Below are 12,621 nucleotides of genomic sequence, written 5' to 3' on the forward strand. Positions count from 1 at the left end.
TAAGCATACTTATGACGACACAGTATATCGACACCTTGAATCTAGCCCGTGCCCCTCAGGAAATGTCGGGTCAGGTGCTGGTGGAAGATCTGTCTCGTCTGGTATCCGATTTGCCCGATCAAGGCGATTTGCGCATTGACTGGAGTGTTTCGGGTCGGGAAGATTCTGCCCGGCGTCGTTTTGTGCATGTTCAGGCCAAAGGTAGCGTCATTTTGGAATGCCAGCGCTGTGTGAAGCCTTTTGAGTGGCCCATCGATATTTCCAACGAAGTACAGATTGTGGCAACCGAGGAAGAACTGGAGCTGGATGATGACGATACGGAAGGTCCTGATCGCATCTTGTGTGAAGGCCAGCTGGATGTCCTGGGACTGGTCGAGGATGAACTGATTCTCAGCGTGCCTTATGTGCCGCGCCATGAGGTTTGCCCCGACGCTCAGTCGCTGTCCATGGAAGCCAAGTCAGACGACCTGGATGAATCCGCCTTTGAGCGGCCGTCCCCGTTTGCGGTGCTGGGTTCGCTCAAGAAGTCTTGATTGTTTGTTACTAATTCGTTAATTTTTTCGGGCTGCACCCATTTATTCGGGGTTGTCCATCTACAGGAGTCATCATGGCTGTTCAGCAGAATAAAAAGAGCCCGTCCCGGCGTAACATGCGTCGTTCGCACGACGCGCTTACTGGTCCTTCGACGGCTATCGAGCCTACGACTGGCGAGCTGCACCTGCGTCACCACATCAGCCCTAACGGCATCTACCGTGGCCGTAAAGTGCTGAAAACAAAGAACGACGAGTAATAGTCTCTTTGTCGTTGCAAGCAACATAGGTTGCATGCTTGATGTCTAACAAAAAAATACGTATTGCCATCGATTGCATGGGCGGCGATATCGGTTTATCCGTCACTGTCCCTGCAGCGCTGCTTTTTGCCAAGCGCTATCCGGATGTGCACTGCTTATTGGTTGGCGAGCCTCAGGCCATCGAGCAAACATTGCGTGCGCAAGGTAATGTCGATACCTCCTGGTACGACATTCTTCCCGCATCCGAAGTTGTCACCATGGCCGATTCGGTCGAGGTGGCCCTGCGCCGCAAAAAAGACTCCTCCATGCGAGTGGCTGCCCAGTCCGTCAAGGACGGGATAGCTGATGCCTGCATTTCTGCGGGCAATACCGGCGCATGGATGGCAATTTCGCGCTACATACTCAAAACTCTGGATGGGATTGATCGCCCAGCCATTGCCACGTCCATCCCGAACCAAAAGGGCGGGGCCACAATCATGCTGGACCTGGGTGCCAATGTGGATTGTTCCGCAGAACACCTGTTGCAGTTCGCCATTATGGGATCTGCTCTGGCCAGTATCGTGGATCGCCATGAGCGTCCCACCGTGGGCTTGCTCAATATTGGGGAAGAGGTCATCAAAGGCAACGAGGTCGTCAAAAAGGCGGCTGAACTGTTGCGCTCCAGCGGACTGAATTTTTACGGCAACGTAGAAGGCGACGATATCTGCAAAGGTACCGTCAACGTGGTCGTGTGTGACGGTTTCGTGGGCAATGTAGTCCTCAAGTCCATTGAAGGGCTGGCCAAGATGGTCGGCAGTATGCTGCGCGACGAATTTACCCGTGACCCTTTAAGCAAAGTCTCCGCTTTGCTGGCTCGTCCTGTCTTGAATCGTTTCCGCGACAGGGTGGATAATCGCCGTCATAACGGTGCGGCCCTTTTGGGTTTACGCGGTATTGTTATCAAGAGTCATGGTTCTGCCGATGCCTACGCTTTCGGTTATGCTTTGCAACGGGCCCGCGGTGCGGTGCTCAATGGTCTGCTCAGCGGTACCAGCCAGGCAGTCGAACGCATCATGCAAAGTGTGAACTTGCATGAAGAGCAAAGCGGCGAACCAGATACACGCCATACTTCAGAGCCCTCGTCCTCATAAGAACGGGCTTGATCGGGAACATAAAATGACGATATTTGCCAAGATTATCGGTACAGGCGGCTACCTGCCTCCTCGGATTGTGTCTAACGATGATCTAGCGCTTGAGCTGGCTCAAAAGGGTATCGAAACCTCCGATCAGTGGATTGTCGAGCGTACCGGTATTCATCAGCGCCATCTTGCCGATCCCGGTGTTCGTACCAGTCATTTGGCAACACAAGCCGCGCGTCAGGCGCTGGAAGATGCGGGCGTTGCTGCCCAGGATCTGGACCTGATTGTGGTGGCTACTTCCACTCCCGATTACGTTTTCCCCAGCACGGCGTGCCTGGTGCAAGCCGAATTGGGCAACAAGGGCGCGGCCGCGTACGACGTACAAGCGGTGTGCAGCGGCTTTGTCTATGCACTGACAACCGCCGACGCCATGATCAAGGCAGGCCGTGCGCGCAATGCGCTGGTTATCGGCGCCGAAGTGTTCTCCAGCATCCTGGACTGGAACGACCGCTCTACCTGCGTCCTGTTTGGCGACGGTGCGGGCGCTGTGGTTCTGCAAGCCAGTGATGAGCCCGGTATTTTGGCCGCCCAGCTCAATGCGGATGGCAGCCAAATGGGTATTTTGTGTGCGGCAGGCAATGTCTCGCACGGCCAGGTCGTGGGCGATCCCTTCCTGCGCATGGACGGTCAGGCTGTGTTCAAGCTGGCTGTTACCTCTCTGGCCGCTTCGGCCAATCAAGTCTGCGAACAGGCTGGCGTTTCCCTGTCGGATATCAATTGGCTGGTCCCGCACCAGGCCAACGTTCGCATCATCAATTTTCTAGGTCGTAAGCTGGGTATCCCCTCCGAGAAGGTGGTTATCACGGTTGATCAACATGCCAACACCTCGGCAGCCAGTGTGCCCTTGGCCCTGAATGCCGCTCGCCGGGATGGTCGTATCCGTGCCGGTGATCTGGCGCTGTTGCAAGGCGTGGGTGGCGGCTTTACCTGGGGCTCGGTGCTGGTCCGCTGCTAAGTAGCGCGATCCGGATTACCGCCTCATCTCTTTGGGTTTTTCTACCATGAAAATTGCGTTTGTCTTTCCAGGACAAGGCTCGCAGTCCGTGGGCATGCTCGATGCCTGGGGCGAGTCTGCTGTCGTACAGCAAGCCATTGCACAAGCCAGCCAGTCGCTGGGCCAGGACCTGGCTCAGTTGATGGCGCACGGGCCTGCCGAGGCTCTGAACCTGACTACCAATACTCAACCTGTCATGCTGGCTAGCGCCGTGGCCATGTACCAGGCCTGGATTCAGGCTGGTGGCCCTGCTCCTGCCGTGATGGCCGGTCACAGCCTGGGTGAGTACTCGGCCCTGACTGCTGCCGGTGCTCTGAGCCTGGAACAAGCGGTTCCGCTGGTTCGCATCCGTGCCGACGCCATGCAAGCTGCCGTCCCTGTGGGTGTGGGTACCATGGCCGCTGTGCTGGGTCTGGATGACGATCAGGTACGTGATGTATGTGCCCGTGCCTCTGAAGGGCAGCAGATTGTTCAGGCCGTTAACTACAATGCGCCTGCCCAGGTGGTGATTGCCGGGAATGTGGAAGCGGTAGATCGTGCATGTGCTCTGGCCAAAGAGGCCGGTGCCAAGCGTGCTTTGGTGTTGCCTGTATCGGCTCCTTTCCACTCCAGCCTGCTGGAACCGGCAGCTGCTGTGCTGGCCCAGGCTCTGGCTTCGGTGCAAGTGCAAACGCCTGCTATTTCCGTGATCAATAACGTGGACGTAGCCGCGCCTACCGACCCCGAACAGATTAAAGATGCGCTGGTCCGTCAGGCCTGGCATCCCGTACGCTGGGTGGAGACCATCCAGGCCATGAAGGCCCAGGGTGTCACCCACGTGGTCGAGTGTGGACCAGGCAAAGTGCTGACAGGTCTGATCAAGCGTATTGATCGCGATCTGGTCGCCTTGTCGATCAGTGACCCTGCATCCTTGCAGGCCACCTTGGAAGCCCTGGAGGGAGCATAAATGCAAGAATTGGATTTAAGCGGCAAGACCGCCCTGGTAACCGGCGCATCGCGCGGTATCGGTCAGGCGATTGCCAAAGAATTGATGGCACGTGGTGCCAAGGTGATTGGTACCGCCACTTCCGAGTCCGGTGCACAGGCGATTTCCGCTGTGCTGGATCAGAACGGCAGTTACGGCCATGTATTGAACGTGGACGACCCGGCTGCTTGCGAAGCACTGATCTCTGCCTTGAGCAAAGAAGACGGTGGCCCGCACATTCTGGTCAATAATGCCGGTATTACGCGTGACAACCTGGCCATGCGCTTGAAAGATGAGGACTGGGATGCGGTTATCCAGACCAATCTGAGCGCCGTGTTCCGCCTGTCACGTGCCGTCATCCGCCCCATGATGAAAGCCCGCTGGGGCCGCATCATCAGCATCACCTCGGTGGTGGGCGAGAGCGGCAACCCCGGTCAAGCCAACTACGCGGCTGCCAAAGCAGGCGTGGCTGGCATGAGCCGCGCCTTGGCGCGCGAGCTCGGTAGCCGTAACATTACAGTTAATTGTGTCGCTCCGGGCTTTATTGATACGGACATGACACGCTCTTTGACTCCTGAGCAGTCGGCGGCAATTTTGTCGCAAATCCCCCTGGGACGACTGGGTGCTGCTGAAGATATCGCCAACGCGGTAGCCTTCCTGGCCGGGTCGCAAGCGCAATATATTACGGGCAGCACCATCCATGTGAATGGTGGTATGCACATGTAAGGCTTGGCATCGCGCCCGGCTGAGGTAAAATTGCGGGATTATTTGGGGCCTATTGCTTGAGCCGGCGTTGTACGAATAACGTTGGGCCTCATACAAGAACGCCGTTTTTTGTCATAGCTTATCCCTCTTAGCAGTATGGATTGGCTATAATTTGCGGGAATTTTTCCCAACTTGGAGAATCTGCATGGAAAGCATCGAACAGCGCGTCAAGAAGATCGTCGCTGAACAACTTGGCGTTAACGAAGCCGAGATCAAAAACGAATCTTCTTTTCTCGACGACCTCGGTGCCGACTCGCTCGACATGGTCGAGCTCGTGATGGCGCTCGAAGACGAATTCGAAACCGAAATACCAGACGAAGAAGCTGAGAAAATCACGACGGTCCAGCAAGCTGTGGACTACATCAATTCTCACAGCAAGCAGTAAGTTCAATTAAGAGGGTGGGCGGCATTGTGCACGCCCTCGCTCCAGAGCGGTTTCCAGAGAGTAGCCTGTGCCCGGCGGCTTTAGCTTGCAAGACGCAGTTATTCCCTTTAAACCGCTTTTTTTGTGTTTAGGAGTCATCCGTGAAACGACGTGTCGTGATTACCGGGCTGGGTATTGTTTCCCCGGTCGGCAACGATATTCCTACCGCGTGGGATAACATCGTCAATGGGCGTTCGGGCATCGGGCGTATTACCCGTTTCGATCCTTCGGCCCTAACAGCCCAGATAGCGGGTGAGGTCAAGGATTTTGATTTAACACCATACATTTCGTCCAAAGAAGCCAAGCAGATGGATACCTTTATCCATTACGGCGTGGTGGCAGGTATGCAAGCCTGGAAGGACTGCGGCCTGGACATCAACAGCATCAATGCTGAGCGTGTGGGCGTTATCGTAGGTTCGGGGATTGGTGGTTTGCCCCGCATTGAAGAAACCCAAAAAGATTATCTGGAACGGGGTCCACGTCGGATTTCCCCGTTCTTTGTACCCGGCTCCTTGGTCAACCTGGTGTCCGGCCAGTTGTCCATCGGCCTGGGCCTGAAAGGCCCTAGCTACGCAGTCGTGTCGGCATGTACAACCGGCCTGCACTCGATTGGTGACGCTGCTCGCTTGATCGAGTATGGCGACGCCGATGTGATGATTGCCGGCGGTGCCGAGTCCACCGTGTCCCCGCTGGGCATTGGCGGTTTTGCTGCCATGCGTGCTCTGTCCACCCGTAACGACGATCCTGAAACGGCATCGCGTCCCTGGGATATGGACCGCGACGGCTTTGTGCTGGGTGAGGGCGCTGGTGTGCTGGTGCTGGAAGAGTACGAACACGCCAAAAAACGTGGCGCTCGCATTTACGGCGAATTCTCCGGCTACGGCATGAGCTCGGATGCTCACCACATCACATCGCCAGACCGTGACGGTCCGCGTCGTGGCGTGATGAACGCCTTGCGCAATGGTGGCATCAACGCTGATGAAGTTCAGTACGTCAACGCACACGGTACTTCCACGCCATTGGGTGATGTGAACGAGTCCGAAGCATTGAAACTGGCTTTTGGCGATCACGCTTACAAGCTGGTGGTCAACTCCACCAAATCCATGACGGGTCACCTGCTGGGTGCTGCCGGTGGTATTGAAGCGGTGTTCACCACCTTGGCGGTGTACAACCAGATCTCGCCTCCAACCATCAATATCTTCAACCAGGATCCTGCTTGCGACCTGGATTACTGCGCCAATCAGGCGCGTGACATGAAGATTGATGTGGCTCTGTCCAACTCCTTCGGGTTTGGTGGCACCAACGGTTCGATGGTGGTGCGCCGTCTTCGCTAAGCTGGACTGCCCCACTCGTAACGCCCAGTCCTGGTCGATCGGAGCTCCGGCTCCGGTGCGCCGACTGGGCGTTTTTGTCTATGTTTTACTCGCCTCAAGCCTGGCCTGGACGATATATAGCTGGCAATGGCCCTGGGCCCCGGCTTTGTTAGCAGGTGCTTTGTGGGCTTATTTTTTGTATGCTCGCAGTCGTCGAGTATGGAATGAGCGCGCTACACTAGCTCATCGTGCAGGGCTATACTCCTTGCAGTGCGAGGGGACAGCAAAGGAGTCCGTGCAAATAGAGCAAATCTGGCGTTGCGCCTGGTTCATGACCTTGCGTTTGCGTTTTGATTCTGCTGGCAAGGCTTGTCGTACCATCATTGTATGGCGCTATACTCAGCCGCCGCAGGGCTGGTGGGCCTTGTGTCTATGTGCCAACCGACTGTCCCATCAGGTCCGTGCTCAGAATAAGGATTCTTAATGAGTGAACGCGATACCGATGCCGAACTAGTTGCACGTGTTCAGCGTGGGGATAAGCGAGCCTTTGACCTGCTGGTACTGAAGTACCAGCGCAAGATCATGCGTCTGCTCAGCCGCATGGTGCGTGACCCGTCTGAAGTCGAGGACGTGGCTCAGGAAACCTTCATCAAAGCGTACCGAGCTCTTCCCCAGTTCCGGGGCGAGAGTGCTTTTTACACCTGGCTGTACCGCATTGCGATCAACACGGCCCGTAACTGGCAGGCCTCGGCCGCCCGACGTCCCAATACTTTGCAGAACGTCGAAACTGAAGAAGGTGAAACTTTTGACCGAATCGACAACCTAAGCGATATAAGCACGCCAGAATCGATGATGGTCAGTCGCCAGATTGCTGAAACGGTAAATACAGCGATCCAGGCACTGCCCGAAGAGTTGCGGACGGCTATCGTGCTACGTGAAATAGAAGGTATGAGCTACGAAGATATTGCTCAGACCATGGACTGCCCTATAGGAACTGTACGCTCACGCATCTTTCGAGCCCGTGACGCCATTGCTGCGCAATTGCGTCCCATACTCGATGGTGAAGATAGTGAACGACGGTGGTAAGGATTGATGATGCAAGCCCTGAAATCCCATTCCGATGATGATCAACTCAATGCCTGGGAGGCCGCCGTGTCTTCCTGGGTAGATGGCGAGGCTGAAATACGCCCCGAGGAACTGGACTCCCCTTACGGGCGTCAAGTCTGGGATACCTACCATTTGATTGGCGACGTCATGCGTACCGATGCGCTGGCGATCCGTACGTCGGATCGCTTTTACGCGCGTCTGTCCAAAGCAATTGACGAGGAGCCTACCGTGCTCGCCCCGAATGCCATGAAACGGCCCCTGGTGCAGCGTTACGGTGTCAGCGGCCTGGCCGTGGTGGCTGCCGTGGCTGCCGCCTTGTGGGTGGGTCTGCCGTATATGGGGGTGAACTCCGTGCCAGGCACACTGGTGGCCAGCGCCCAGGATGATCAGCTCTGGAATGATTACGCGGATTTGCACCGCGACTTTGTTGGTACCGGTCCGGTACGCCATGTTTCCTTTGAAAGTGGAGCCTTGGGTCAATGAGGTCTGTACGTATGCCGTCGCAGGTGGGCTTGGCACGTCTCTATAAGGGCTTGTTTGCCCTTTCTCTGGCGGTGCTGTGCACACCTGTACTGGCTCAGGATGCCAGCGGGCTGGAGCCCCTGGATCTGCCCTGGTTGCAGAAAGTCCATAAAGCGGCGCGTGACCTGGATTACTCCGGGGTCATTATTTACACCCAGGATCAGGCCAGCCAGTCCATGAAACTGGTCCACATTATTGATGGCACCGGCGAGCGCGAGCGTCTGGAAATTCTGGACGGCGAGCCGCGTGAGTTTCTGCGTCAGAACGAAGTCACCCAATGCCTGATTCCCGAAAAGAAAATGGTGGTGATCGAGCGTCGTGAAAACGAGCGCTTTCCCAGTTTTCTGGTCGGTGATGTCAGCCAATTACCCAATTTTTACGATATGCGCCGCTTGCCATCGCGCGAGCGTGTGGCCGGTCGCCCTTGCGACCTGATCGAGCTGGTTCCCAAGGATGATCAGCGTTACGGCTACCGCGTGTGTGCCGATACCGATCATCATTTGCTATTGAAAATGCAGACTCTGGACCCACAACAAGCGGTAGTGGATCAGATCGCTTTTGCCTCTGTTGCCTTTGGGGAGCAGGTGGATTTGCAGGAGCTGCGTACCAGTTGGAACCCCAGCAAGTGGGAAGTGGTCGAACCCGAAGTACGAAAAATAGATTTGAACGAGCTGGGTTGGCATCTGGCCATGCCTGCCGGTTTTACCTTGCGGTCTGAAATGCTCCGACCCATGCGTGCGGGGCGTCAGGTTACCCATTTGATGCTGTCTGACGGTCTGGCTGCCATCTCCGTGTTTCTGGAGAAGGTAGGCACCCCCGAAGCGGAAGAAAACAGCCTGGGAGCCTTTCACCGTGGCTCCATGAATATGTACCGCAGTCGCATTAATGATTATGTTTTGACCAGCACGGGTGCCGTACCTGTACAGACCTTGCGCGCCTTGCTGGAAGGTACCCAGTTCACCCCTCTATCCCGGACACATTGACTATCGTCCACCAGGAGTATTTGAATGGAAAAATCGAGTCAAAAAATGCGTATTCCTGTTCTCTCGGCCTTGACGGTGGCCGTGATGCTGGCGGCGGGTGCGCCTATGGCCCACGCGCAGGCTCAGCCTGTCACGACAACCGAGCAAGTCCAGAGCACGACGCTGGGGCTGCCTGACTTTACTGGCGTTGTTGCCAAGACCGAGGATGGAGTAGTCAATATCCGTACCACCGAGGCCGTCCGGGTGCGCTCCCCCGCCATGGGTCCGGGTTCGGATCCTTACGATATGTTCCGCTGGTTCTTTGGGCCCGATTTCATGCCGCCCGGCATGGCGCCGCAGCGCCCTCGTGGCGGTGGCAATGAAGGCCAGCAACCTCAAGAGCGCACAGTACCACGTGGTGTGGGTTCGGGTTTCATCATCTCTGCTGATGGCTACATCCTGACCAATAACCATGTGGTGGCCGACTCCAACGGCATTTTCGTCACGCTGAGCAATGGCAAGGAATATCCAGCCAAGATCATCGGGACTGACGAGCGCACCGACGTGGCCCTGATCAAGATCGAAGCCAAAGACCTGAAGCCCATGGTGATAGGGGACTCCAAACAGCTCAAGAAAGGGCAGTGGGTTCTGGCTATCGGTTCGCCCTTCGGTCTGGAATCCACCGTGACCTCCGGGATTGTCAGCGCTATCAACCGTGAAACCGGCGATTATCTGCCTTTCATTCAGACCGACGTGGCTGTGAACCCCGGTAACTCCGGGGGTCCGCTGATCAATCTGAATGGCGAAGTAGTGGGTGTGAACTCCCAGATCATTTCGCGCAGCGGTGGCTTCATGGGTATTTCCCTGGCCATTCCTATTGACGAAGCCATGAATGTGGTCGAGCAACTCAAGTCCGACGGCAAGGTGACTCGTGGCCGTATTGGTGTGCAAATCACGCCGGTGGCCGATGATGTCGCGACCGCCTTGGGCCTGAAAGACAGCAAGGGTGCCTTGGTCAGCAGCGTGGAAGAGGGCGGTCCCGCCGCCAAGGCCGGTATCCAGTCTGGTGACGTGATCCTGAAGTTCAACGGTCGCACCATTGAGCAAATGACAGACCTGCCCCGTATTGTGGGTGGCACCAAGCCAGGCCAAAGTTCCACGCTGGAAATCTGGCGCAAGGGCAAGTTGCAGACCATCAAGATTGATGTCGAAGAAATGCCTTCCAGCAGCCCTGCCGCTGCCGCCAAGAACGAGAAAGACAGTCCTGCCGCCAGCACGGCTGATGCCTTCGGCTTGAAAGTGACGGCCGTTCCTGCCGCGGATCTGAAGCGTTTGGGTGTGGAAAGTGCGGTTCAGGTGACAGAGGCTACGGCCCCTGCCAGCGAAGCCGGCCTGCAACCAGGCGATCTTATTTTGCGCGTCAACGATAAAGACGTAGGGACGCCGGATCAATACGCTAAAATGGTCGCTTCCTTGGATAAATCCAAAGCAGCCGCCTTGCTGGTTTTGCGTCAAGGCCAGTCGCAGTGGGTGTTGATTACGCCATCGAAATAAAAATTCTGTAAAACGGCTAAAATGGTAGCTATTGATGAACTCCGGCCTGGGGCCGGAGTTTTTCCGCCGCTATTCGCAGGGGCAGTTTGCCCTGAATGGATACTGGTTCCACGTGCGCCCGTCTGACAGGACGGGTCTTGCGTTTTCGGCGCGTGGACTGAAAAGGGGCGTCATGGGCGCCCCTTTCTTGTGCCGTCTCTCTGGCATTGCGCCTCAACATTTTCTTTGTTTTTTAACGGGTTTATGGATCACATCCGCAATTTCTCTATTATTGCCCACATCGATCATGGCAAATCGACCTTGGCTGACCGCCTGATCCAACGCTGTGGTGGCCTGGCCGACCGCGAGATGTCGACCCAGGTTCTGGATTCGATGGACATCGAGAAAGAGCGTGGCATTACGATTAAGGCCCAGACCGCTGCTTTGCACTACAAGGCTCAGGATGGCAAGGTATACAACCTGAACCTGATCGACACCCCCGGCCACGTCGACTTCTCCTACGAGGTCAGCCGTTCCTTGTCGGCCTGTGAAGGTGCCTTGCTGGTCGTGGATGCTTCCCAAGGTGTGGAAGCGCAAACCGTGGCCAACTGCTACACCGCTTTGGATCAGGGCGTGGAAGTGATTCCAGTGCTCAATAAAATGGACTTGCCTTCGGCTGACCCGGATGCGGCCCGCCAGGAAGTGGAAGACGTTATCGGTATTGATGCCAGCGAGGCGATTGCCGCCAGTGCAAAAACCGGCCTGGGTATCGATGAAATCCTGGAAACCATTGTGGCCCGAGTGCCCGCGCCGGTGGGCGATCCAACGGCTCCCTTGCAAGCCTTGATCATTGACTCCTGGTTTGATAACTACGTGGGCGTGGTCATGCTGGTGCGCATCGTCAACGGTGTGCTCAAGCCCAAGGAAAAGATCCTGCTGATGGCCACCCGCGCCACGCACCTGGTCGAACACATTGGTGTGTTCACCCCCAAATCGGAAAACCGTCCTCATCTGTCCGCAGGCGAGGTGGGTTTCATCATTGCCGGTATTAAAGAGCTGGAACACGCCAAGGTGGGTGACACCATCACTCTGGCTGGCAAACCGGCTGAAAAAGCCTTGCCTGGTTTCAAGGAAGTGAAACCCCAGGTGTTTGCCGGTTTGTACCCGGTGGAAAGCAGCGAGTACGATCAACTGCGCGATTCCCTGGAAAAGCTCAAGCTGAACGACTCCTCCCTGATGTTCGAGCCCGAAGTGTCTCAGGCGCTGGGCTTCGGTTTCCGTTGCGGCTTCCTGGGCCTGCTGCACATGGAAATCGTCCAGGAGCGTCTGGAACGTGAATTTGACATGGACATCATCACCACCGCGCCGTCGGTGGTGTACGAGGTCGAACGTCGTGACGGCGAAGTCCTGATGATTGAAAGTCCCTCCCGCATGCCGGAGGTGTCCCATATCGAAGACGTGCGCGAGCCTATTGTTGTGGTTTCGCTGCTAATGCCGCAGGAATATGTGGGCCCGGTCATGACCCTGTGTACAGCCAAGCGCGGTTTGCAGTTAAATATGACCTATCATGGCCGTCAGGTGAATCTGGTCTATGAAATGCCCCTGGCCGAGATCGTGCTGGACTTCTTTGATCGACTCAAGTCCGTATCGCGCGGCTACGCGTCCATGGACTACGAGTTCAAGGAATACCGTTCGGCTGACGTGGTCAAGGTGGATATCCTGATCAACGGCGACCGGGTTGATGCCCTGTCCATGATTGTGCACCGTAGCAACGCCCGTTACCGTGGACGCGAAGTGGTCGCCAAGATGCGCTCCTTGATCCCGCGTCAGATGTTTGATATTGCGATTCAGGCCGCCATTGGCGCCGAAGTGATCTCTCGCGAAAACGTCAAGGCACTGCGCAAGAACGTGCTGGCCAAGTGTTATGGCGGTGACATCTCTCGCAAGAAGAAACTGCTTGAGAAGCAAAAAGCCGGTAAGAAGCGGATGAAGCAAGTTGGGAACGTGGAAATTCCGCAGGAAGCCTTTTTGGCAATTTTGCAGGTCGAGGATAAGTAATGTTGTGGTCG

The 12,621-nt window shown here is 56.2% G+C and carries 13 protein-coding genes; all 13 read left to right on the forward strand.

What is annotated here, in order from left to right:
* Positions 1-11 precede the first annotated feature (11 nt).
* The 13 genes from Q9R35_RS01320 (at position 12) to lepA (ending at position 12,610) form a co-directional block, all read left to right on the forward strand.
* A complete protein-coding gene (locus Q9R35_RS01320; RefSeq protein WP_026483102.1) occupies positions 12-533 on the forward strand; it encodes a DUF177 domain-containing protein in 522 nt (173 codons plus the stop codon).
* 74 nt (positions 534-607) lie between these two features.
* Positions 608-790: a 50S ribosomal protein L32 gene (gene rpmF, locus Q9R35_RS01325; protein WP_003800968.1), complete on the forward strand. Its 183-nt coding sequence runs from the start codon at positions 608-610 to the stop codon at positions 788-790.
* Between the two features lie 41 nt (positions 791-831).
* The gene (plsX, locus tag Q9R35_RS01330; protein ID WP_042482426.1) at positions 832-1,920 is read left to right on the forward strand and encodes a phosphate acyltransferase PlsX; all 1,089 of its coding nucleotides are present in this window, start codon (positions 832-834) and stop codon (positions 1,918-1,920) included.
* Positions 1,921-1,945: 25 nt separating this feature from the next.
* On the forward strand, positions 1,946-2,923 hold the full coding sequence (locus Q9R35_RS01335; RefSeq protein ID WP_042482423.1) for a beta-ketoacyl-ACP synthase III: 978 nt from the start codon (positions 1,946-1,948) through the stop codon (positions 2,921-2,923).
* Between the two features lie 46 nt (positions 2,924-2,969).
* Positions 2,970-3,908 carry an ACP S-malonyltransferase gene (fabD, locus tag Q9R35_RS01340; protein ID WP_042482418.1) on the forward strand — a complete coding sequence of 313 codons (939 nt, stop codon included), beginning with the start codon at positions 2,970-2,972 and terminating at the stop codon, positions 3,906-3,908.
* On the forward strand, positions 3,909-4,652 hold the full coding sequence (gene fabG / locus Q9R35_RS01345; RefSeq protein WP_042482415.1) for a 3-oxoacyl-ACP reductase FabG: 744 nt from the start codon (positions 3,909-3,911) through the stop codon (positions 4,650-4,652).
* Positions 4,653-4,836: 184 nt separating this feature from the next.
* The gene (acpP, locus tag Q9R35_RS01350) at positions 4,837-5,076 is read left to right on the forward strand and encodes an acyl carrier protein (RefSeq protein WP_003800961.1); all 240 of its coding nucleotides are present in this window, start codon (positions 4,837-4,839) and stop codon (positions 5,074-5,076) included.
* 140 nt (positions 5,077-5,216) lie between these two features.
* Positions 5,217-6,449, forward strand: a complete 1,233-nt coding sequence (gene fabF / locus Q9R35_RS01355) for a beta-ketoacyl-ACP synthase II (protein WP_021446869.1) — start codon at positions 5,217-5,219, stop codon at positions 6,447-6,449.
* 462 nt (positions 6,450-6,911) lie between these two features.
* Positions 6,912-7,514, forward strand: coding sequence for an RNA polymerase sigma factor RpoE (gene rpoE, locus Q9R35_RS01360; RefSeq protein WP_009456579.1), 603 nt, complete (start codon positions 6,912-6,914; stop codon positions 7,512-7,514).
* 9 nt (positions 7,515-7,523) lie between these two features.
* Positions 7,524-8,018, forward strand: coding sequence for a sigma-E factor negative regulatory protein (locus Q9R35_RS01365; protein WP_021446868.1), 495 nt, complete (start codon positions 7,524-7,526; stop codon positions 8,016-8,018).
* Complete coding sequence (locus tag Q9R35_RS01370; RefSeq protein ID WP_247966612.1) at positions 8,015-9,040, forward strand: MucB/RseB C-terminal domain-containing protein; 1,026 nt, start codon at positions 8,015-8,017, stop codon at positions 9,038-9,040. Before Q9R35_RS01365 ends, Q9R35_RS01370 begins: the two co-directional genes overlap by 4 nt.
* Before the next feature lie 24 nt (positions 9,041-9,064).
* The gene (locus tag Q9R35_RS01375; protein ID WP_311219248.1) at positions 9,065-10,573 is read left to right on the forward strand and encodes a DegQ family serine endoprotease; all 1,509 of its coding nucleotides are present in this window, start codon (positions 9,065-9,067) and stop codon (positions 10,571-10,573) included.
* A 243-nt stretch (positions 10,574-10,816) separates the two neighbouring features.
* Complete coding sequence (gene lepA / locus Q9R35_RS01380; RefSeq protein ID WP_042482399.1) at positions 10,817-12,610, forward strand: translation elongation factor 4; 1,794 nt, start codon at positions 10,817-10,819, stop codon at positions 12,608-12,610.
* Positions 12,611-12,621 lie beyond the last annotated feature (11 nt).

Source organism: Alcaligenes sp. AB3, from assembly GCF_031844565.1.
GTDB lineage: Bacteria > Pseudomonadota > Gammaproteobacteria > Burkholderiales > Burkholderiaceae_B > Alcaligenes > Alcaligenes faecalis.